Raw genomic sequence first — 20,810 nt, forward strand, 5'->3', positions numbered from 1 at the left:
GGCACCCGCTCTTCAGGCCGTGGGGTGCCATTCGCACAGGAGGATCGTCGCGTCGTCGTACAGGCGCTGGTCCTGGTGGGTGAGGACGTCCAGGACCAGGCGGCGGAGGGCCTCGGGGGCCGTGGTGCCCGAGGCCATCGAGCGGATCACGGTGTCGGTCAGGCGGTCCTCGCCGAACAGGTCCCCGGTGGCGGAGCGGGCCTCGGTGACGCCGTCGCTGTAGAGGAGGACCCGGTCGCGGGGCTGGAGGCGGGCCCGGTGCAGCGGGGGCGGGGTCGCGGTGTGGAAGCCGAGGCCGAGGGGCAGCTGGGGCGGGCGTTCCAGGGCCGCCGGTACGACGTGTCCGTCGCGGATCAGCAGGGGCGGCGGGTGGCCGCAGTTGATCCAGGCGAACTCGCCCCGATGGGTGTCCAGTTGGGCCAGGATCCCGGTCATCAGCCGGTCCGGGACCCACTGGTGGAGGGTCCGCTCGATGGTGACGGCGATGTCCGGCAGGGTGCCGCCGGCGCGGCGGGTGGAGCGGCACGCGGCCAGGCCCGCAGCGCTGGCGCCGCCCGCCGCCAGGTCGTGCCCCATGGCGTCCAGCAGCGTCAGGTGGAGCAGTCCGTCGCTGAAGTTGTGGTCGAAGGCGTCGCCGCCGATGTCGTACGCCGGTTCGAGGACGGCGGTGGACGTGGCCTGGCTGGTGCCGATCGTGCGGGGCGGCAGGAACGCCCACAGCAGTTCCGCCTGGAGCGTCATGGGCCGGCTGCGGGTCCTGACGACGAGGAGGTCGTTGTGGGTGGACTTGGAGACGACGATCAAAGTGGCCAGGGCCGCCAGCGTCCGGCACACGTCCAGGTCCTCCTCGTCGAGCTCCGAGCCGGTCGCCCGCAGGACCCCGATGCGCTCGATCCCGTCGACCATCGGCACCCAGGCGATGGTGCCGTCGCGCGACAGCTGGACGTGCTGGGCCCGGTAGGCCAGACCGGCCAGCGAGGCGTCGATGTCCAGGGCCCCGGCCAGCGCGTCGGCCCGTTCGGCCTCCCCGGTGGCCGGGCGGTCGGCGGCGAGCTGGGGCAGGGCCATGAGCCGCGCCTGCTGGAGGTCGGCCAGGTACAGGTGCGCCCCGGTCAGGCCCAGCCGCCGTGCGGCCCCGTCGATCAGGGCCGGTATCTGGCGGGCCGAGGCCTCGTGCGAGCGGTCCAGCACCCAGGCCAGTACCTCACCCGTCCGGTCGGCCGGCACCTGGCTCACCCCGCCGTTCGCGGGCGGCCCCGGGTCACTGCGCTCTCCATGCGCGGGCCTCCGCTCGTCGTCAGGCCGTCGCCGGTGCCCGCCCGCGGCGGTGCGGCCGGCGGCCGCGGATCAGCCGGGCCTCGACGCGGCCCGCGACCTCGCGGGTCTCGAAGGCCGGCTGCGGGGCCGTGGCCGGCCCCTCGACGTTCCAGCCGTCCGCCAGCCGGAACAGGCTGCCGTGCCAGGGGCAGCGGACGCAGCCGTCCTCGATCTCCCCTTCCGACAGCGGGCCGCCCATGTGGGAGCAGCGGTCGGCCAGGGCGCGGACGGTGCCGTCCTCCTCGCGTACGACCAGGACGTCCACCCCGTCGACGCGGGCGAGCGCGGCCCGGCCGACGGGGAAGGCGGCCGCCGCGCCCAGGTCGTGCCACCCGTCGCGGACCTGGTGCCCGACCTGTTCGGCGTGGTTGGCGCCGGCCGCCTGCCGGTAGGCCAGGTGGCCGCCGAGGGCGCCGGCCGCGCCCACCGTGGCGAGCCCGGCCATGGCCAGGGCCCGGCCGCGCAGGTCCCGGCCGCGGCCGCGGGCGACGAGGGAGGCGGTGTAGAGGGCGACCCCGGCGGTGTTGGCCAGGGCGTGCACGAGGCCGGTACGGGCCTGCTCGGGCGGGAGCTCCGCCCAGTCCGCCCAGCCGGCCGCGGCCGCCGGCGCCGCGCCGGCCAGTCCGACGCCGACCAGCAGGGCAGCGCCGCGGCGCTGCCCCGGGAGGAGGTCCAGCACGGCGGCCGAGAGCCAGGTCCCGATCGGTACCTGGACGAGCAGCGGGTGGGCGGGGTGCCCCAGCGGGCGGCCGTGGAGCAGGTCGCGTGCCGGACCCAGCGGCAGGGCCCGGACGGCCTTGCGGAGCGCGTCGATCACGGCGTCGGTCTGCGGGGCCTGTTCGAGCCGCTCGACCGCCGACAGCAGCGGGCCCGGACCTGGTGTCCTACGGTGCGTGTCCATGGGGCCGCGTCTACCCGGGGCGCCCGGAGCCATGTCCGCCCTCCGCCACCCCTCCGGCTCGGGCCCCGGAACCCGGGTGGCGCGCGCATGGCGGGGCGGGGGACGGGGCAGGGGCGGGCGGGGGACCCAGTACAGGCCAGAGCTCAGGGAGAGCCTCCATGCCGGAACCGGACCTCGGTGACTTCGCCGTCGTGCAGGACGGCCCGATGTACGTGGTCACGGCGGCCGCCGACGGGCTGCGGGCCGGATGCCTCGTCGGGTTCGCCTCGCAGTGCTCGATCGATCCGCCGCGCTTCGTCGTGTGGCTGTCGGTCGAGAACCACACGTACGGGGTGGCGCGCCGCGCCCGCTACCTCACCGTGCACGTACTGGGCCGGCACCAGGAGGCCCTCGCCCGGCTCTTCGGCGGACGGACCGGGGACCGCACGGACAAGTTCGCCGGCATCGGCTGGCGGCCCGGGCGGGAGGGCAGTCCGGTCCTGGCGGGGGTGGCGGCCTGGTTCACCGGGCGGATCGAGGCCGTCGTCGCCGGGGGCGACCACGAGGGCTTCCTGCTCGCACCGGTCGAGGACGGCGGCGTGCCCGCCAAGGGATCCGCCGAGGGGTCCGCCGCCCGGCCGCTGCGGTTCGGGGACGTACGGGACGTCGAGGCCGGACACCCGGCCTGACCGCCCGCCCGGGTGTCCCGTGGCGGGACGGCGTCCCCCTTCAGGCGGGCAGTTCCCCGGCCGGGTCGGCCCCGGGCCCGGGGGAGCGGTCGGGCGCGCGGCGGCCGGGACCGGATGCGGAGGCCAGGGCGCGCTCCAGGTGCGCGTGCAACTCCACGAAGCCGGAGGTGCGGTTGAGCTGCACGACGGGGTCGGTCAGCCGGTGGGGTCCCACGAGCAGCAGGCGCCGGCCACGGGCGGACAGGGTGCGGCCCAGCTCGGTCAGTACGGCGGCGGCCGTCGGCGTCATCAGCGCGAGGCCCCCGAGCTCGATCACGTACGCGGGAGTACCCGGATCGGCGCCGTCCAGTGCGTAGCGCAACGCCGAGCGGTCGTGCGCTTCCACGGTGCCCTCCAGGAACACCACCCAGAGCCCGTCGTCGGCGTCCGGCACCTCCAGCCGGGCCCGGCTCACCTCGAAGCCCTGGCCCCGGCCCCGCTCCGGACCCGGCGTCGCCGTGCCGTGCACCCGGGCCCGGGGGGCCGCACCGGCGGGGTCCGCGCCGGGGGCGGGCGGGCCGGCCACGTCCAGCAGGCGGCGGACGGCGGGCGCGGCGGCGGTGAGCCTCAGGGGCCGGTGCCGTCGGGCGGCCTCGCGTTCGAGGTCGATCAGCGCGTTCAGCCCCGAGCAGTCGCGGAAGCGCACCCCGGCGACATCGAGGCTGATGCCTCCGGGGCAGGCGTCGAGAGCGGCCAGCAGCGCCAGGCGGAGCTCGTCGGCGCGGTCGGCGTCGACCTCGCCGGTGATCCGGACGGCGGCGCTGTCCGGGCCCTCGCGCCGGACGGTCACGGCCATCGGCCCGTCGTCGGGCCGCTGCCCGTCGCGGGGGACCTCGGGGTCGGTGGAGGTGCTCATGGAATCTCCATAAGGCCCGAAGGGTAGATCTGACCGGATTTTCGCCAGATGTTCCGCGTACGTCAAGATTTACCGTAACCAACGCCAAGTGATCCTTTCATGGCGATACAGGGCATAGTGGGGGTATGGAACCGGCCAGGGAGCGTCGGCTGCGGGACCGGGCCGTCGACCGGCGGCGCAACCGGTACGCGATCGTGCCGGGCGGGCGGTTCCGCCACCCCGCCGAAGCGCCGCCCCCGGGGTCGCCGCCCGCCGGGCCCGGCCCGGGCGGAGCCGGGCGCTGAAGGCCGGGAGGTGAGGGCCGTGCCCCTGGACCGGTCAGGGCAGGGCGACCCCCGGGCCCACGGCGACCCGGGGAGCCGTGCGCCCACCGGCGGGCCCGGCGCCGTCGTGCGCGCCCTGGTGCGCAGGCTGGACGGCGTACCCGCCGAGCACCTGCCCGCCCGGCTCTGCGAGGCCGTCCTCGGCCTGCTGCCCGTGAGCGGACTCGCCATGTCCCTCGGCGGCGACGGCGGTGAAGGCGGGGGCGGCAGCCCGCTCTGCGCGAGCGACGGGATCGCGCAACGGCTCGTGGAGCTCCAGTTCACCCTCGGGGAGGGACCGGGAGTGCGGGCCGCCGAGGTCTTCGCCCCGGTGCTGGCCCCCGACCTGGCCGGCGGCCCGGACGCGCACCGCTGGCCGCTCTTCGCCCCGCAGGCCGTCGCGGCGGGGGCCCGGTCGGTGTTCTCGCTGCCGCTGGGCACCTCCACGGTGCTCCTCGGCACCATGGACCTCTACCGCGACACCCCCGGCATGCTCAAGGCCGCCGACCTGCGCGCGGCCATGCTCACCGCGGACGCCGTGACGGTCCTGCTCGTCACCTTCGACCACGGGCCCACCCCCGTGGAGGGGGTCGCGGCCTGGCTCCACGACGCCGAGAACCACCGGACCGAGGTCTACCAGGCAGCCGGAATGATCATGTCCCAGCTGCGGCTGGGCGCCGACGAGGCGCTCGCGCTGCTGCGCGCCCGGGCCTTCCGCGAAGGCCGCACCGCCACCGAGATCGCCCGCGACGTGATCGGCCACACCACGGACTTCCGGGAGAACGACTAGGGCCAGGAGGTCTCCCGGCGCGGGACCACCACCACTTCGGGCACCGCGCTGCCCACCGGCACGGAGAGCGCGTACATCACGGTGTCGGCCACGATGTCGGGGCTCTGCAGGAGCGAGACGTCGGTGTCGGGGAACCGGTCCATGATGAAGGCGGTCTCCATGCCGCCCGCGATCACCCCCGTGATCCCGATGCCCAGGCAGTCGCGCTGCGCCTCCTTGAACAGGGTGTGCGTGAACGCGCGCAGCCCGGACTTGCTCGCCGAGTAGGGGCCCGCCTCCGTCCAGGTGCGGTTCGCCGCGGTGGAGAGGATGTTCACGATGTGGCCCCCGCCCCCGGCCACCATGCGGCGGTAGGCCTCCAGGCACAGGTACATCGGGCCCAGCAGGTTGGTCGTCACCACCCGGGTCACCTCGTCCGCGGTCAGCTGCGCCGCCGACTTCGACACGTCCACCGCGGCGCAGTTCACCAGGACGTGGAGGGCCCCGCCCGCGCCGTCCAGCCCGTGGAACACCTCCGCGACCCGCTCGGGCCGCCGCACGTCCATGTCCACGTACCGGGCTTGCGCGCCCCGCGCCCCGAGGTCTTCACAGAGCCCCTCCGCCAGGTCCCGCCGCACGTCGGCCACCAGGACCTCCGCCCCGGCCGCGGCGAGCCGGCGGCACACCGCCGCGCCGAGACCGCGCGCTCCGCCGGTCACCAGGGCCCGCCTGCCGCGCAGATCGAGCCGGGGGGAGTCGTCCATCACGATCACGAGCCTTCCGTCGCCGGTCACCGGGGCGCCGAGCGGGCGCGGGCGCGCGTCGGCCGTGTCTGCGCTTCCACTGTGCGGCGCCGGGCCCCGGGCGGCACGCCGGGGTGGGCCACCCGGGTGCGGGCGGGCGGCCGCCCCGGGGTCGTGCGAGGGTCGTGCGAGGGCCGTGCGAGAGTCGTGTGAGCAAGCACACGGGAAGTTCAACGGGGCGCCCGGCCGGGCGTGTTCGGGGGTCGTGGAGTCCCGCGTGACCCCGGTCACGCCCGGTGGGCCGGAGGGGTCTGCCAGCATGGCCAACCGGGACGATCCGGCCCCGCCGGCCTCGCCTGGGCGCAGGCCGTGTCCGGGTCCGGGCCCGCGCCCCCTTCCCGCGGCCGCGCCGCCCCGCTCCGCCGCACCCCCGCCCTGCCCCTACGCCGCTCCCCGGTACCGCCTTGCCTTCTGTCACGCCGGCCGCCCCCGCCGCCGCCCCCGCCCGCACCCCCTCCGACCGCTCGCCCTGGCGGGCCCTGCGCCACCGCGGCATGCGGTGGTGGGCCGCCGCCAACTTCGTCTCCAACGTCGGCACCTGGACCCAGCTGACGGTCCAGAACCTGCTGGTGCTCCAGATCACCGGCTCGGCCGCCGTCACCGGACTGTCCGTCTCCCTCCAGGCCGCCCCCGGCCTGCTGCTGGGACTGGCCGGAGGGGCCGCCGTCGACCGGTGGTCCCACAAGGCCACCGCCGCCGTCTGCCAGGCCCTGCTGGCCGCGGTGGCGTTCGCGACCTGCCTCCTCGTGGCCCTGGGCCGGCTGGACCTGCCCGCGCTCATGGCCCTGGCCCTCGTCACCGGTGTGGTGGCCACCGTGGACGGCCCGGCGTGCTCGCTGCTCGGCAACGGCCTCGTCCCCGCCCGGGACGTGCCCTCGGCCATCGGCGTCGGCTCACTCGTGCACAGTGCCGGACGCCTCGTGGGCGCCGCGCTGGCCGGGGTGACGGTGGCCGCCTTCGGCACGGCCGCCGCCTACGCCGTCAACGGGCTGTCGTTCCTCTTCGTGGCCGGCGTGATCCCCTTCCTCCGGCCCGCCCCGGAGTCACGGCCGCCGGCCGCGGCGGTCCCGGTGGAGCGGGAGGAGCCGCAGGAGGCGCCCGGGGTGGCGGCCGGACTGCGGTACTTCCTCGGGCGGCCCCGGCTGGTCGCCCTCGCCGCCATGAACGCCGTCAGCGCCCTGTTCGGACGGAACTACTCGCTGACCCTGGTCGTGCTGGTGACCGGCCCGCTCGCCGGGGACGCCGCCACGTTCTCCTGGGTGTCCACGACGCTGGCGGCGGGCGGGATCGTCGGCGCCGTCCTCGGGGCCAGGCTCCGGCGGCCGCGCGTACGCCTGGTCGCCCTGCTCACCGCCGCCGGGGCACTGCTCCAGGTGCTCGCCGGGTTCGTTCCGTCGACGGCGCTGCTCCTCGTGCTCGTCCTGCCGATGGCGGTGGCCGAATCGGTGGGCGACACCGCCCAGTCCACCCTGCTCCAGACCGACCCGCCGGCCCGGATGCGGGGGCGGGTGCTCGGCGCCTGGTCGACGGTCCGCACCGGGTGGGGGCTGGCCGCGCCGCCGTTGCTGGGGCTGCTGATGGAGCTGTTGGGCGTACGGGCGGCCCTGGTGGCCGGCGGACTGGTGATCGCCGCGGCGATCACCGGCGGCTGGCTCACCCGCCGGGGCACCCCCGCCCGCCTTTCCGCCCCGCCGCTGACGGCGGCCCCCGCCCCGGCCTGACCCGGACCGCCCGGACCCGGACCGCCTGACCCGGCCCGGGCCGCCGGCGGGAGCCGGACCCGGGTGGGCGGTTCAGGCGCGGGGGACCGGTTCGGGGAGGGCGCGCAGCGTCGCCAGGACCTCCGCCACCGGGATGCGCAGCAGCCGGGCGTCCGGGACCCGGCCGTGGGCGTCGCCGGGCCGCAGCGGGTCGTCCGCCGGTCCGGGATGCCACAGGACGCGGTGCGGGCCCCGCGCCGGCGGGCCCCACAGGCGGGGTGCCACCGGCCCGAACAGCACCACCGACGGCGTCCGCAGCGCAGAGGCCAGATGGGCCACCCCGCTGTCGCCCGCCACCACGCACCGGGCGTGCGCGACGACGGCCGCCAGCCGCGCGAAGGGCAGGTCGCGCTCGCCGCCCAGTACCGCCTCCGCACCGAGCCCGGCGTACTCGGCCACCCGTCTCGCCAGCGGCCCCTCGCCCCGCCCGGCGACGACCGCCACGCGGTGCCCGTCGCGGGCCAGGGCCCGGCCCACCGCGGCGAACCGCTCGGCCGGCCAGCGCCGGGCCGCCGCATCCGCTCCGGGGTGCAGCACCACGGCCCCCGGGACCGGTGAGGGTTCGGCGGGCGGCGCCAGACACAGGTCGTCGGGGTCGGCGTGCAGCCCGTACCAGCGCAGCAGCCGGCACCAGCGGTCGCGCTCGTGCTCGTCGGCCCGCCACCGGGGCCCCGGCCACCCCGGCTCGCCGGGCGGCGCGAACACGTACAGCCGGCGCGGCCGCAGCCCCGCCAGCAGCAGCCGGGTCGGCGGCCCGCAGCCGTGCAGGTCCACGGCCAGGTCGGGCGGCGGCCCCGGCCAGGCCAGGGTCCCGGGCACCCCGCGCCCCGGGGCCTGCGCCGGCAGGAGCCGGTCGACGACACCGAGGGCGCGGACCGCGTCGGCGAGCCGCTCCGGGGCCGCGAGCACCAGCTCGTGGCCCGGCAGCGCCGCCCGCAGGGCCCGCAGCGCCGGAACGGCGGTCAGCAGGTCCCCGAGCCCCAGCGCCCGCAGCACCGCCACCGTCGGCCGCCCCGCACCACCCCGCGCCCGGGTGCCCCGGCGAACCGCCCCGTCCCGCCCTCCGCCCGGGGCGGGCGGTTCGGGGCGGGCCGGGGCGCCCGGGAGGCCGGTGGCGGGGTCTGGGGTGGCGGGGGTCATGGGATGTCGGGGGCCGTCGGGGCCGTCGGAGCGGGTGGGGTGGGTGGGGCGGCTGGGCCGGGTGAGGTCAGCGCGGCTCGGTGCGCCAGGGTCGTCGTGGAGCGTCCGGCGAGGTAGGGGAGGACGACGGCCTGACCGCCCCACGCGCGCACCTCGGCCGCCTCCGGGAGGTCGTCCACCGCGTAGTCGCCGCCCTTGACCCACACGTCGGGCCGCAGCACGGCCAGCAGCGCGGCCGGAGTCCGTTCCTCGAAGGCCACCACCGCGTCCACGCTGCCGAGCGCCCCGAGCACCCGCATCCGGTCGGCCAGCGGGGTGAGCGGCCGGCCCGGCCCCTTGAGGCCTGCCACGGAGGCGTCCGAGTTCACGCACACGATCAGACAGTCGCCGATCCGCCGGGCGCTCTCCAGCAGCCCCACGTGACCGGCGTGCAGCAGGTCGAAGCAGCCGCCCGTGGCCACCACCGTGCCGCCGCGCGAGCGGACCTCCCCCGCCAGCGCCAGGGCCTCCCCGAGCCCGGCCGCCGCCGCCCCCGCACGGGCGGGCACCGCACCGGAACCGCCCCCCACCGACGTCCCCGAGGCGCCGCCGGCCGCCACGAAAGCAGTGGCCGCCGTCACCGCGTGCCGGACGGCCTCCTCCGGCAGCGCCCCGTCCGCGAGCGCGGCGGCCGCGTGCGCCGCGAAGCAGTCCCCGGCCCCGCACGTGTCCCCGGACGCCCGGAACGGCGCCGGCACCAGCAGCGGCGCCTCCGCGTACGGCCGGGTCAGCAGGGCCCCGCGTTCGCCGAGCGTGACCACCACCGAGGCCGCCCGCCAACGGGCGGCCAGCAGCGCGCCGCGCCGCGCGTACGCGCCCAGCGAGCCCGCGCCGTCCTCCCCGGGGCACAGCGTCCGCGCCTCGGCCGCGTTCGGGGTGACCAGACGGGCACCCGGCACCGGCGGACCGCCCCGCGGATGCGGGTCCCACACCACGGCGCCCCGTCGCGCGGTCCCCTCCAGCAGCGGGCGGAGCGCGTCGGCCGCACCCCGGCCGTAGTCGGCGACCAGCACCGTGCGCGCGGCCGCCAGCGCCCGGGCGCACTCCGGCGTGGGCGCACCCGGCCGGCCTCCGCCCCGGTCGATGCGCACCAGCGGGCGTCCCCCGGCCAGCACCCGGGTCTTGACCGGCAGCGAACCGTCGAGCGGCAGCTCCACCAGCGTGACCCGGCCCCGCAGCGCCCGGCGGACCCGGCGGCTCGCCGCGTCCCGGCCGAGCGCCGTCACCAGGACCACCTCGCGCCCGGACCGGGCCGCGAGGACGGCGGCGAGGCCGGCCCCGCCGGGCCGGAAGCTGTCCCCGGTGACGTCGACCACCGGGGCGGGGGCGTCGGGTGCCAGGCGGTCGGCGATCCCGGTGATGTCCCGGTCGAGCAGCACGTCCCCCACCACGACCAGCGGCCCCGGCGTCCTCACGGCTTCGTCCCGTCCACGACGCGCACCCGCCGGACGGCGCGGGCCGCCTCCGCCGATGTCCCCTCCAGCGCGGCGTCGAACGCCTCGCAGAGCAGGTGCACGGCGACCAGATGGGCCTCCTGCACCGTGGCCGTGGTGGCGGCGTCCACGCACAGCGCCTCGTCGGCGGCCTGCGCCAGCGGGTTCGGAACGCGGCCGGTCAGCGCCCACACCCGCATGCCGCAGCTCCGGGCCGCTGCCGCCGCCGACAGCAGGTTGCCGCTGCTCCCGGATGTCGACAGCAGCACCAGGACGTCGCCCGGCCGGCCGTGGGCCGCGACCTGCCGGGCGAAGACCTGCTCGTAGCCGTAGTCGTTGCCGATCGCCGTGAGGCTGGACGTCTCGGCGTGCAGCGCGATCGCGGAGAACGGCGGGCGCTCCCTGCGGTACCGGCCGACGAGTTCGGCCGTCAGGTGCTGGGCCTGGGCCGCGCTGCCCCCGTTGCCGGCGGCCAGCAGGCGTCCGCCGTCGCCCAGGACGCGGGCCAGCGCCGCGCCCCAGCGCTCCAGCAGGTCCGCGCCGTCGTGGCACATGCCGTCCAGGGCGGCCAGCAGGGCGGAGCAGTGGTCCCGGACGCCCGTCGCCGAGGGGGCGGCGGGACGTACGGAGGACTGGTGGGTGTAGGGGTTCATGGTGTCGGGCCGTCGCCGGGCGCCGGCCCCCACCTCCTTCCGGAAGCGCTACGGGTTCACGCGGCCGCGGTGCGGGCCGGGCCGGTCCGCGCGGTGGCGGGGGAGCGGCGGGCGGAGCCCACCGAGCGGTACGAGCGTTCCGTCGCGCCCGCCACCCGGTCCCAGCCGTAGAGGGCCAGCGCCCGGGTGCGGGCGGCGGCCCCGTAGGCCTCGCGGACCGCCGGTTGGGCCAGCAGCTCCGCCACGGCGCCGGCCAGGGCTGCGGGGTCGCCGGGCGGGACCAGCAGACCCGTCTCCCCGGGGACGACCGTGTCCAGTTGCCCGCCCACGGCGCTGGCCACCACGGGCCGGCCGCAGGCCATCGCCTCCAGGGGCACGATGCCGAACGGCTCGTAGTCCGCGGGGCAGAGCACCACGTCGGCGCTGCGCAGCACGGCCGGGACCTCGTCGCCGGTGAGCCCGCCGAGGAAGCGGACGCGGTCCGCGACCCCCGCCTCCCGCGCCAGCCCGCACAGGCGCCGCGCCTCCGGGTCCTCGTCGAGCCGGCCGGCCGGCGGCCCGCCGACGACGACCAGCTCGGCGTCCGGGATCAGGGCCAGCGCCGCGATGGACACGGCCGTCCCCTTGCGGGGCACCAGGCGGCCCAGCTGCACCAGCCGGTGCCGGTAGCGGGGGCTGCGCCCGGCCCGGGGCCCGTCCGGGCGGAAGCGCTCCGGATCGACGCCGCAGGGCACCACGTCGGCCCGGCCGGCCGGGACCCCCATGTGCACCAGTTCGTCCACCTCGTCCCGGCAGGTGGCCAGCACCCGGTCGCACCGCAGCCCGATGTCGCGCTCGTAGGCGATCCGCTGCGGCGGACTGGTGTCGCAGGACCCCTGGTGGCGGCGCTTGACCGTGCCCAGGGCGTGATAGGTGTGCAGGAACGGCAGCTTCAGGTCCCGTACGGCTACCAGCGAGGCGACCCCCGACATCCAGAAGTGCGAATGCACCACATCGGGCGGGCGCTCCCGCCACTCGCCCAGCAGCCAGGTGCCGAACGCGCCCATGTGGGGCAGCAGGTCGTCCTTGGCCACGTGTTCCGGCGGACCGGCCGGCACGTGGTGGACCCGTACCCCCGGCCGGAGCTCGACGACGTCGGGCAGCTCCCGCGCGTCGCGCCGGGTGTAGACCTCCACCTGGTGGCCGCGGTCCGCCAGGGCCCCGGCGAGACACGCCACGTGCACGTTCTGGCCGCCCGCGTCGACCGTGCCCAGGGAGGCCAGCGGGCTCGCGTGCTCGGAGACCAGGGCGACCGACAACGGCCGGGGGCCCTGGGAGCGGATGGTCGAAGTCATGAACGCACCTCCGTCAGCAGGCGCTCCCAGTCGGACAGGAAGCGCGGGAGGCCGTACCGGCCCAGCGCGGCACGGCGGGCCCGGATGCCGTCCTCGCGGGCGGCCTCCGGTTCGTCGATGTAGTGGCGGGCGGCCCGGGCCAGCTCCTCGGGCCGGGTGGACAGGGTTCCCGCGCCGGGCGGTACGGCCTCCACGGCCTCGGTGGTGGCCAGGGCCACCACCGGCATGCCCAGGTGCATGGCCTCCAGCAGGGACAGCCCGAGGGAGGTCCAGCGGACCGGGTGCAGGTACAGGCGCCGCTCGGCCAGCGCCGCCAGCAGCCGGGCCTGGGGCAGGTCCTGGGCCCGGCAGCGGTCGGCGCTCAGGCCCAGGTGCGCGGCGAGGGCGTCGGTGCGCATGCCGAACACGTCCAGCGGGGCCGCCTCGGCGAGGGCCGGCAGCAGGTCGGTGCCGGTGAACCGGCCCCGCCGGACGGGGTCGTTGACGACGACGGCGGCCCGGGGGAGCCGGCCGGTGTAGCGGTGCCCGGGGTCGACGATCCCATGCTCGATCACCTCGGCGCGGGTGCTGCCGCTGTCCCAGAACAGTCGGTTGAAGTGGGTGACGTGGACGAGGGTGACGTCGTCGCGGTCGGCGACGGGGTGCCGGCTGCGGGGCACCTCCCCGGCCGGGGTGTTGTGCTCCAGGTAGACCGCGGGCAGGTCGCGGCCCGGCCGGCGGCCGCCGAGCCACTGCTCGGCCAGCCGCCATTCGTGGGGGCGCTGGAGCACCACCACGTCGACGGGTGCGGACGCCAGCTCCCGCGGGGTCACCTCCCGGACAGTGGCGGGCCAGTCGAAGGTGCGGGCGCGGCCGAGGCCGTCCGGGCCGCGGTCGGGGGTGACGGGAACGAGGTAGGTGTGCGGGCCCTGGACGAACGCGGTGGTCCAGGAGCCGTGCACGTGCCACAGCAGGATGTTCACGGTGCCGCTCCTTCGTCGGCCGTGCCCGGGCCGGCGGGGCCGGCCAGGAGCGTGTCCACCGCGGCGAGCACGTCCTCGTCGCGGACCGAGTCCAGACAGGGGTGCCCGGCCACGGGGCACACCCGGGCCCGGGTCCCGGCGCAGGCGGCGTCCTGGTCGCCCAGCAGCACGTGCGGGACCCCGTACGGGCGCCAGCGCTCGGGCGGGACGACCGGGGCGAACAGGCAGGCCACGGGCGTCCCGACGGCGCAGGCCAGGTGGGCCGGGCCGGTGTTGCCGGTGACGACGGCCCGGGCCGCGGCCAGCACCCCCGCGAGTTCGCCGAGGTCGCGGGTGCCGCCGCCGAGGTCGAGGGCGTGCCGTCCCGCCACCTCGGCGGTGAGCGGACGCTCGTCGGCCGCGCCGGTGACCACCACGCGGTGACCGGCCCGGTGCAGTGCGGCGACGGCCCCGGCGGCCCGTCGGGGGCTCCACGCCCGGGCCGGGACCGCCGCGCCGGGGTGCACCACGAGGTAGGGGCCGGGGCCGGTGAGCCCGGTGGTGTCCGGGGGCGCCGTGATCCGCAGCCCGCCGTCGTCCCCGGGCGGCAGCGGGAAGCCGAAGTCCCGGGCCAGGTCCAGGGCGGCCTGGGCCTCGTGGCGTCCGGCCCGCCGCCGGTGGCGCAGCGACAGCAGGGAGCCGGGGTAGTCGACGCAGTCGGCCGCGACCTCCGGAATGCCGGCCATCGCCAGCAGCAGGGCGGCGGGCAGCGGGCTCTGGTGGTACGAGACGAGGACGAGCGCCCGGTCGAAACGGTCGCCGGCCAGGGCGTCGAGCAGCAGGTCGCACTCCTCGCGCGAGGTCCGCGGCGGGTCCAGGCCCACCCAGGCGGCCTCGTGGACCAGGACGCGGTCCACGCTCGGCAGCAGTGCGGCGGCCGGGGCGCCCTGCGGTCCGCACAGCAGGGCCGTGTACGAGGACCCGGCCGCGACCGCCCGGACGGCGGGCCCGGCGAGCAGGACGTCGCCGGCGCTGTCGAGGCGGGTCACCAGGGTGCGGGGGGCGCGGGTCACCACGGCTCACCTCCCGGGCGGCGGGGCGCCAGGGCCAGGCGCACGGCGGCCAGCAGGTCGCGGGCCGTGTGCCCGGCGGCCTCCCGGACCTCCTCCGGGCGGGTCGCGGCGGTGGGCACCAGCACGCCGGTCGCTCCCGCGCTCCGGGCGGCCGACAGGTCGGCGCCGATGTCGCCGATGACCACCGTGTGCCGGGGGGCTGCGCCGAGGGCCGCGCAGGCGGCCAGGACGAGTCCGGGGGCGGGCTTGCGGCAGCCGCAGCCGTCCTCCGGCCGGTGCGGGCACACGGCCCACAGGGCGAAGGGGCCGAGGAGGGAGTCCACCCGGGCGGCCACCGCCTCCACTTGACGTCGCGTCAGCAGTCCGCGGCCCACCCCCGACTGGTTGCTGACCACGCCGACGGCGACCCCGCTCGCCCGCAGCAGGCGCAGGGCCCGCCGCGCGGTGGGCATGGCCTCGACCCGTGCGGGGTCGCCGTTGTAGGGGACGTCCACGACCAGCGTCCCGTCCCGGTCGAACAGCACCGCCTGCGGCAGCCCGCGCCATCGCGCGGACCCGGGTCCGTGGCCCCGGCCCTCCGCCCCGGACCACAGCCAGGGCCCGTCACCACGAGGCCCACCGCCGCCGCCCGCGACGGCCCGCCGGGCGCCCGGGCCCGTCACGCCGCACCACCCGGCTCCGGGGCCCCCGCCGGGCCTGCCGGGAACCACGAGCCGCCCTCCGGGGCACCCCCGGCCGCGCCGGCAGGGCCCGACGGCGCCGTCGGGCCGGCGTCGGGGGCCGGGCCCGCGTCGGCGGCCGACGGGTTGGCACGGGGCGTGGCCCCGACCGGGGCGGTCGGGGGCGGGGCGGCCGGGGGAGTGGGAGGGACGCGGCGATGGGCCGCTGTGCCGCGGAGCCAGTGCCAGGTGGCCGCCGGGGGGATGAGGAGGCTGGTCAGGGCCATCGTGAGGAGCTCGGAGCGGTCGCGGGGTCCCGGCAGGACGCGGGCGGCGGTGAACTCCGCCGTCCCGGCCAGCCAGGCCGCCGCGCACCAGCCGGCCGCGCCGCGGCGGCCCAGCAGCGCACAGGCGGCCGCAGCGGCTCCCGCGGCGGTCACCGCGAGGTGCGCGGGCCGCCGGCCGAGGCGGGCGCCGGCCCGCGACCGCCAGCGGGGGCCGTGCAGCCGGCGCATGAGGGCGTCGTCGGCGTTGCCGGCCTGGACGCGGACGGAGACCCAGCGGTCCGCGGGGCGCACCGGGTGGCGGGTGCGGCGCGTCCCCTCGGCCAGCGTCCAGCCGCCCGCGAGCAGCCGCAGAGCCAGGTCGGCGTCCTCGCGGAAGGCCCGCCGGAACCTCTCGTCGAACCCGCCGGCCGCCCGCAGCGCCCTGGTCCGCACCGCCATGTCGGCCGTGATCCAGCGTGCGCCGGCCAGCCCGGCCGTGCAGCGCTCCCAGTCGGTGGGGCGCCGGCCGTCCGGCAGCGGTACCTCGATACGGGCACTGACCGCCGCGGTGGCGGGCCCGGCGGCCGCGAGGTCGCGCGCCAGTTCCTCGCCCCACGCCGGCCCCGGCACCACGTCGTCGTCCAGGAACACCACCCACGGCACCGCCCCGGCGGCCCGCCACCCGGTGTTGCGGGCGGAGGCGGGGCCGCGGGCGGCGCCGGCGAGCACCACCGTACGGGCCTCCAGCGCGGCCGGGACCTCCAGCGGCGGCGAGCCGCCCGGTCCGGGCCGGTCGTGCACGATCACCACCCGGACCGGCCCCGGCCCCCGGGCGGCCGCCAGCGCCTCCAGGCAGGCCCGCAGCTGCGGCCGGCCGACGGTGGGCACCACGACGGCGTAACGGGCTTCCGGGGCAGGGCCGTTCATCCGGACCACCCCTCGGACGGCGTCGCGAACATCCGGCCGCGGCGGACCGCGAACGGGCCGATCGCCAGCAGGTCCACCGGGGTGGAGCCGAAGCACTCCAGCGCGTCGCGGGGGTCGTCGACCATCGGCCGCCCGGCGGTGTTCAGGCTGGTGTTGACCACCACCGGCAGCCCGGTCCGCTGCTCGAAGGCCCGCAGCATCCGGGCCACCAGCGGTTCCCGGGCCGCGTCCACGGTCTGGATGCGGGCCGTGCCGTCGACGTGCACCACCGCGGGGAGCCGCTCGGCCCAGCCCGGCCGCACGTCGTGCACGAACAGCATGTACGGGCTCGGCAGCGGCCCGTCGAAGATCTCCGCGGCCCGGTCGGCGAGCACCATGGGGGCGACCGGCCGGAACTGCTCCCGGCCCTTGACGTCGTTGAGCCGCTCCAGGTTTCCTGCGTGCCCGGGGTGGGCCAGCAGCGACCGGTGCCCCAGCGCCCGCGGCCCGTACTCCGAGCGCCCCTGGAACCAGGCGACGACGGCGTTGTCGGCGAGGGCGCCGGCCACGGTGTCGGCGATGTCGGCGGGCCGGTCGAACGGTACACCGGCGGACTTCAGCCAGCCGGCCAGTTCGGCGTCGGACCACTCCCGGCCGAGGTCGGCGCCGTCCATCGGGGCCACCTCGTCGCCCGCGCCCGCCGCCAGCAGCAGGGCGCCGCCCAGCGCGGTGCCGGCGTCCCCGGCGGCCGGCTGGACCCACACCCGGGAGAAGGGGCCCTCGCGGGAGAGCCGCGCGTTGGCCACGCAGTTGAGGGCGACCCCGCCGGCCAGGGTGAGGACCTCGTCCCCGGTCCGGCCGTGCAGCCACCGCGCCAGGTCCAGCAGGGTCTCCTCCAGTACGGCCTGGGCGGCGGCCGCCGTGTCGGCGTGCGCCTGCGTCCACGGCTCGTCGGGGGCCCGGGGCGGACAGTGGTCCGCCCACTCCACCCCGGTGGCCCGGAAGCCCCCGTCACCCGTGGGGAAGACGTGGCGGCGCAGCTCGGGCAGCATGCGCGGGGTGCCGTGCGAGGCCAGCGCCATCACCTTGAACTCGTCGCAGGAGCGCAGGAACCCGAGGTGTGCGGTGAGCTCCTCGTAGAGCAGGCCGAGCGAGTGCGGCAGGTCCTGGGCGAACAGCGGCTCCAGTACGGAGCCCCGGCGGCGGGCGGCCAGGTGGGAGGCCCGCTCGCCGCGCCCGTCGAGGACCAGCACCGAACTGCGGTCCGCGGCGTCGGCGGCGAAGGCGCTCGACGCGGCGTGGGCCATGTGGTGCGGGACGAACCGCACCCGGGCCGGGTCGAGGCCGGGCAGGGCCGCGGCCAGGAAGTCCGGCGCCTGCCGGGCGTAGGTCTGGCGCAGGTGGTCCCACGGGTCGTCCAGGCCCATCTCCTCGGCGGGCAGGGCGAGTCCGGGATCGTAGGAGTAGGCGACGGCGTCCAGGTCCCCCGGTCGCAGCCCTGCCTTGCGCAGGCACCAGCGGGCCGCCTCGACCGGCAGTTCCCAGGCGGAGAACGGCACCGGCCGCTTGCCGTGCTTACGTCTGCTGAACCGTTCCTCCTCCGCCGCGGCGACCGTCCGCCCGTCGACGAGGAGCGCGGCCGCGGGGTCGTGGAAGAGCGCGTTGATTCCCAGGACGCGCATGGTCACCCGACCTCCGTTGCGTGGCGGGCGGCCTGCGAACGGAACCAGCCGATGGTGCGGCGCAGGCCCTCCGTCATGTCCACCTCGGGTTCCCACTGCAGCTTGCCGCGGGCCAGGGTGATGTCCGGGCAGCGCACCGCCGGATCGTCGACCGGACGGTCCACGTAGCGGATCTCCGAGGCGGAGCCGGTGAGTTCGATGATCCGGCGGGCCAGGTCCGTCATGCTGATCTCCTCCGGATTGCCCAGGTTGACCGGCCCGCGCAGGCCGTGCGCGGCCGCCGCGAGGATGCCGGCCACCGTGTCGTCGACGTAGCACAGGGAGCGGGTCTGGCGCCCGTCGCCGGTGACCGTCAGCGGTATGCCGTCCAGCGCCTGCCGCACGAAGGTCGGCACCGCCCGCCCGTCGTAGCCGCGCATCCGCGGGCCGTAGGTGTTGAACAGCCGGACGATGCAGGTGTCGGTGCCGTGCACCCCGGCGTGCGCGGTGGTCAGCGCCTCGGCGAACCGCTTCGACTCGTCGTACACGCTGCGCGGCCCGACCGGGTTGACGTTGCCCCAGTACTGCTCGCTCTGCGGGTGCTCGCGCGGGTCGCCGTACACCTCCGAGGTGGAGGTGAGCAGGAAGCGCGCGCCGCTGCGCCGGGCCAGTTCCAGGGCGTTGCCGGTGCCCAGGCTGCCGGCCTCCAGGGTGTGGAGCGGCAGCCGCAGGTAGTCGGCGGGCGACGCGGGGCAGGCGAGGTGCAGGACGAGGTCCGGCGGCCGCTCCACGGTGAACGGCCGGCCGGCGTCGGCCCGGCACAGGGTGAAGCCGGGATGGTCCAGCAGCCCGGCGACGTTGTCCGGCAGCCCGGTGCTGAAGTCGTCGACGCAGGTGACCTCGGTACCGGCGGCGAGAAGGGCCGCGCACAGGTGCGATCCCACGAATCCGGCGCCGCCGGTGACGACGGCGTGCTTCCAGCGGCGGTCCGGCGAAGAGGGGGCCATGAGGATCTCCTGGGGTGGAGCAGCGGGGGAGCCCGGGGCCGCCGTCGGCGGCCGCGGTGCGTCCTCGGAGCGCCCGGGGAGGGGCGGCGCGGGCCGCTCCCCACCCTGCCCGCGATGGCGCGGTCCGGCACGGCGGGGACGGCATCGGAGTGAGGCGGAGGGAACGGCAGGCGCTCCACGCGGCTCTCATGTCCTGTGCGGAAGAGGGGAGTTGGGATACGAGACCCATCGACTCGGTGGCTGGTGATGTTTCGTTCTGCCGTCCCCGGACCCGCGAAAGCCGCTGGTGGCGGGGGCGCTGTCCGGGGAACGAAGCGGGCCGCGGCGGGCGCGCGGCGGTTCAGGGCCGGCGCCAGGCGTCGCTGTCCAGGTGCGAGCCGGCCATGGGCCCCATTCGGAGCATGCCGCCGTCCACGGACCACGAGGCGCCGGTGACGTAGGACGCGCCGGGGCCGCTGAGGAAGGCGACGACCGCCGCCACCTCCCGGGCGTCGCCGGGCCGCCCGAGGGGGATCCCCGGCCGTACGGCCGCGTGGACGTCGGCGTCCTCCTGCCCGGTCATGGGCGTGGCGATCTCACCCGGGGCCACCGCGTTCACCGTGATCCCGTACGCGGCGAGCTCCAGGGCCATCACCTGCGTGAGCAGACCGAGTCCTCCCTTGGCGGCGCAGTACGGGGCGGTGCCCACCCGCGGCTGGTGCTCGTGCACCGAGGTGATGTTCACGATCCGGCCGCCGCGGCCCTGCGCGATCATCCGCCGGGCCGCCCGCTGACCGCACAGCAGCGGTCCGACGAGGTCCACGTCCAGCACCCGGCGCACGGTGTCCACGTCGAGGTCCAGGAAGGGGGCGGACACACCGGTCCCGGCGCAGTTGACCAGCACGTCGAGGCCGCCCAGCCGCGTCGCGAGCTCGTCCACGACGGCCGCGGCGGACGGCAGCCGCGTCAGGTCCATCCGTGCCACGGCGGCGCCGCGCCCGCAGCGGGCCACCTCCGCCGCGGTCTCCTGTGCACCCGCCTCGTCGCGGTGCCAGGTGATGCCCACGTCCAGGCCGAGGTCGCGGGCGAGGGCGGCCGCGACGGCACGGCCGATCCCGGAGTCGGAGCCGGTCACGACGGCGGTCCGCGGTGCGAAGGCCCACGGGCCGCGGGCCGTCGTCACGGCAGCCGCCCCGGTGTGTGGGTGATCGCCCTTTCCCGGAGGGAGCCGCAGGGGCGCCGGAGGGTCGGTCGTCTCCGCATGGCAGGCACCGCCTCACGTACCGCGCACGCCGCCCGCGCGCGGCTGCGGGCGGGGCGGCGCGACGTCGGGCAGCGCCTGCCCGGGCCGCACGGGTCCATGCGGGGGGCCGCGCGGCACTTCCTCCCTCTCGACTCGCTTGCGCCCGGCGGGAGATGGGGGAGGGGGCGGGGCCGTCGCCGCTGCCGGCCGCATGGCCGGGAGCGGGACGGGTAGGCGCCTGCGCAGCACATCGGACGAGGACACCAGGGAGGTGTCGGCCGTGAAGACGCAGGCGGACCCCCAGCCGACCAGTCGCAGCATCGAGCCCGAGGAACGCATCCGGACGTGCCGTCCGGCGCTGCTCCGGAGCGACCGCTGCCCGGAGCCTGCGGACCCGTACGAGGACGCCGGCTTCGAGCCGAACGTCGTCCGGGGCGAGGACTGAGCGGCCCCCCCGAGGTCCTCCCGATCTCGCCCGACCCGCGCCGCCCGGCATCGCGCACCGCGCCGCGTCGGCGGAGCACCGGGGACGTCACGTACCGGCGCCCCGCCGACGCGCCGCGTCCAGCCCCGGCGGTAGACCGGCAAGAGGGCGCGCGGCGGGCCGCCCAGGGGGGACGTGGCGCCCCCCCTCGGTCGCGCGCTGAGCCGTCTGGGCGTTTCTCGCCCCGGCCGCCTCGGGGAAGCGGGTGCGGGCGTGCGGGACCGGGCCGGCCGGCGGGGCCCGGAGGGCGGCGCCTCGGTCTGTGGCCCGGCCGCCGTACGGGCGGCCGGGCGGTGGCTCAGAGGGCGATCACGATCCCGTACGCCAGGAAGAACAGCGCCACGAGGACCGCCAGCAGCACGATGGCCACGAGCGGCCCCTTGGACCAGCCCCGCTTGAGCGGGCGGTGGGGTCCGGCTCCCGAGGCGGTGCTCGCCTCGGCGGGAGGGGTCTCACCGGGCGGCACCGAGCCGCCGGGTTCCAGACCGGTGGTGTTGCGGGGGTCGGGGTCGGGGGATTCGGCAGTCATGTCCGGCGTGTCCCCGCAATTCGGGCGGCCATGCCCCGCCACCCCCAC

Annotated in this window: 21 protein-coding genes; 5 read left to right on the forward strand and 16 right to left on the reverse strand. The window is 77.7% G+C overall.

From position 1 onward, the window contains the following. Positions 1–12 precede the first annotated feature (12 nt). Both ACZ5NJ_RS24225 and ACZ5NJ_RS24230 read right to left on the reverse strand, forming a co-directional pair. On the reverse strand, positions 13–1,236 hold the full coding sequence (locus ACZ5NJ_RS24225; protein ID WP_468767281.1) for a PP2C family protein-serine/threonine phosphatase: 1,224 nt from the start codon (positions 1,234–1,236) through the stop codon (positions 13–15). Positions 1,237–1,297: 61 nt separating this feature from the next. Then, on the reverse strand, positions 1,298–2,218 hold the full coding sequence (locus tag ACZ5NJ_RS24230) for a Rieske (2Fe-2S) protein (protein WP_468767282.1): 921 nt from the start codon (positions 2,216–2,218) through the stop codon (positions 1,298–1,300). 158 nt (positions 2,219–2,376) lie between these two features. On the opposite strand from ACZ5NJ_RS24230, the gene ACZ5NJ_RS24235 reads away from it, so the two are divergent. Further along, positions 2,377–2,886, forward strand: a complete 510-nt coding sequence (locus ACZ5NJ_RS24235; RefSeq protein WP_468767283.1) for a flavin reductase family protein — start codon at positions 2,377–2,379, stop codon at positions 2,884–2,886. Between the two features lie 40 nt (positions 2,887–2,926). Here ACZ5NJ_RS24235 and ACZ5NJ_RS24240 read toward each other — a convergent pair whose 3' ends face one another. Then, entirely contained in the window at positions 2,927–3,781 is an 855-nt protein-coding gene (locus ACZ5NJ_RS24240; RefSeq protein ID WP_468767284.1) for an STAS domain-containing protein, read from the reverse strand. Positions 3,782–3,906: 125 nt separating this feature from the next. Here ACZ5NJ_RS24240 and ACZ5NJ_RS24245 point away from each other — a divergent pair, with 125 nt between their 5' ends. Both ACZ5NJ_RS24245 and ACZ5NJ_RS24250 read left to right on the forward strand, forming a co-directional pair. Next, the gene (locus ACZ5NJ_RS24245) at positions 3,907–4,065 is read left to right on the forward strand and encodes a hypothetical protein (RefSeq protein ID WP_468767285.1); all 159 of its coding nucleotides are present in this window, start codon (positions 3,907–3,909) and stop codon (positions 4,063–4,065) included. A gap of 19 nt (positions 4,066–4,084) precedes the next feature. After that, on the forward strand, positions 4,085–4,873 hold the full coding sequence (locus tag ACZ5NJ_RS24250; protein WP_468767286.1) for an ANTAR domain-containing protein: 789 nt from the start codon (positions 4,085–4,087) through the stop codon (positions 4,871–4,873). Here ACZ5NJ_RS24250 and ACZ5NJ_RS24255 read toward each other — a convergent pair. Beyond that, positions 4,870–5,616, reverse strand: coding sequence for an SDR family NAD(P)-dependent oxidoreductase (locus ACZ5NJ_RS24255; RefSeq protein ID WP_468767439.1), 747 nt, complete (start codon positions 5,614–5,616; stop codon positions 4,870–4,872). The genes ACZ5NJ_RS24250 and ACZ5NJ_RS24255 overlap by 4 nt on opposite strands. Positions 5,617–6,149: 533 nt before the next feature. Here ACZ5NJ_RS24255 and ACZ5NJ_RS24260 point away from each other — a divergent pair. Then, the gene (locus ACZ5NJ_RS24260; RefSeq protein WP_468767440.1) at positions 6,150–7,376 is read left to right on the forward strand and encodes an MFS transporter; all 1,227 of its coding nucleotides are present in this window, start codon (positions 6,150–6,152) and stop codon (positions 7,374–7,376) included. 72 nt (positions 7,377–7,448) lie between these two features. Here the strand turns inward: ACZ5NJ_RS24260 and ACZ5NJ_RS24265 are convergent, their stop codons facing one another. The 11 genes from ACZ5NJ_RS24265 to ACZ5NJ_RS24315 all read right to left on the reverse strand — a co-directional run bounded on the left by ACZ5NJ_RS24265 (position 7,449) and on the right by ACZ5NJ_RS24315 (position 19,689). After that, a complete protein-coding gene (locus ACZ5NJ_RS24265) occupies positions 7,449–8,555 on the reverse strand; it encodes a glycosyltransferase family 9 protein (RefSeq protein WP_468767287.1) in 1,107 nt (368 codons plus the stop codon). Next, positions 8,552–10,009, reverse strand: coding sequence for a PfkB family carbohydrate kinase (locus tag ACZ5NJ_RS24270; RefSeq protein ID WP_468767288.1), 1,458 nt, complete (start codon positions 10,007–10,009; stop codon positions 8,552–8,554). The genes ACZ5NJ_RS24265 and ACZ5NJ_RS24270 overlap by 4 nt, the downstream gene beginning before the upstream one ends. Then, positions 10,006–10,680 carry a D-sedoheptulose-7-phosphate isomerase gene (locus tag ACZ5NJ_RS24275; RefSeq protein WP_468767289.1) on the reverse strand — a complete coding sequence of 225 codons (675 nt, stop codon included), beginning with the start codon at positions 10,678–10,680 and terminating at the stop codon, positions 10,006–10,008. The genes ACZ5NJ_RS24270 and ACZ5NJ_RS24275 overlap by 4 nt, the downstream gene beginning before the upstream one ends. A gap of 56 nt (positions 10,681–10,736) precedes the next feature. Then, positions 10,737–12,014 carry a glycosyltransferase gene (locus ACZ5NJ_RS24280; RefSeq protein WP_468767290.1) on the reverse strand — a complete coding sequence of 426 codons (1,278 nt, stop codon included), beginning with the start codon at positions 12,012–12,014 and terminating at the stop codon, positions 10,737–10,739. Further along, complete coding sequence (locus tag ACZ5NJ_RS24285; protein ID WP_468767291.1) at positions 12,011–12,976, reverse strand: glycosyltransferase; 966 nt, start codon at positions 12,974–12,976, stop codon at positions 12,011–12,013. Before ACZ5NJ_RS24285 ends, ACZ5NJ_RS24280 begins: the two co-directional genes overlap by 4 nt. Further along, positions 12,973–14,028, reverse strand: coding sequence for a glycosyltransferase family 9 protein (locus tag ACZ5NJ_RS24290; RefSeq protein WP_468767292.1), 1,056 nt, complete (start codon positions 14,026–14,028; stop codon positions 12,973–12,975). Before ACZ5NJ_RS24290 ends, ACZ5NJ_RS24285 begins: the two co-directional genes overlap by 4 nt. Then, a complete protein-coding gene (locus tag ACZ5NJ_RS24295; RefSeq protein ID WP_468767293.1) occupies positions 14,025–14,690 on the reverse strand; it encodes an HAD-IIIA family hydrolase in 666 nt (221 codons plus the stop codon). The genes ACZ5NJ_RS24290 and ACZ5NJ_RS24295 overlap by 4 nt, the downstream gene beginning before the upstream one ends. After that, positions 14,687–15,880 carry a glycosyltransferase family 2 protein gene (locus ACZ5NJ_RS24300; protein WP_468767294.1) on the reverse strand — a complete coding sequence of 398 codons (1,194 nt, stop codon included), beginning with the start codon at positions 15,878–15,880 and terminating at the stop codon, positions 14,687–14,689. Before ACZ5NJ_RS24300 ends, ACZ5NJ_RS24295 begins: the two co-directional genes overlap by 4 nt. Continuing rightward, on the reverse strand, positions 15,877–17,541 hold the full coding sequence (locus ACZ5NJ_RS24305) for a carbamoyltransferase family protein (protein ID WP_468767295.1): 1,665 nt from the start codon (positions 17,539–17,541) through the stop codon (positions 15,877–15,879). Before ACZ5NJ_RS24305 ends, ACZ5NJ_RS24300 begins: the two co-directional genes overlap by 4 nt. Before the next feature lie 2 nt (positions 17,542–17,543). After that, positions 17,544–18,527 (reverse strand): NAD-dependent epimerase/dehydratase family protein, encoded by a 984-nt coding sequence (locus tag ACZ5NJ_RS24310; RefSeq protein WP_468767296.1) that lies wholly within the window; start codon positions 18,525–18,527, stop codon positions 17,544–17,546. A 340-nt stretch (positions 18,528–18,867) separates the two neighbouring features. Continuing rightward, on the reverse strand, positions 18,868–19,689 hold the full coding sequence (locus ACZ5NJ_RS24315) for an SDR family oxidoreductase (RefSeq protein ID WP_468767297.1): 822 nt from the start codon (positions 19,687–19,689) through the stop codon (positions 18,868–18,870). Positions 19,690–20,029: 340 nt separating this feature from the next. Between ACZ5NJ_RS24315 and ACZ5NJ_RS24320 the strand changes: the two genes are divergently transcribed. Then, on the forward strand, positions 20,030–20,194 hold the full coding sequence (locus ACZ5NJ_RS24320) for a hypothetical protein (RefSeq protein ID WP_468767298.1): 165 nt from the start codon (positions 20,030–20,032) through the stop codon (positions 20,192–20,194). Positions 20,195–20,531: 337 nt separating this feature from the next. Here the strand turns inward: ACZ5NJ_RS24320 and ACZ5NJ_RS24325 are convergent, their stop codons facing one another. Further along, positions 20,532–20,762, reverse strand: coding sequence for a DUF6480 family protein (locus ACZ5NJ_RS24325; RefSeq protein WP_395513393.1), 231 nt, complete (start codon positions 20,760–20,762; stop codon positions 20,532–20,534). Between the last annotated feature and the right edge of the window lie 48 nt (positions 20,763–20,810).

It is taken from the genome of Streptomyces sp. NPDC032091, from assembly GCF_055580265.1.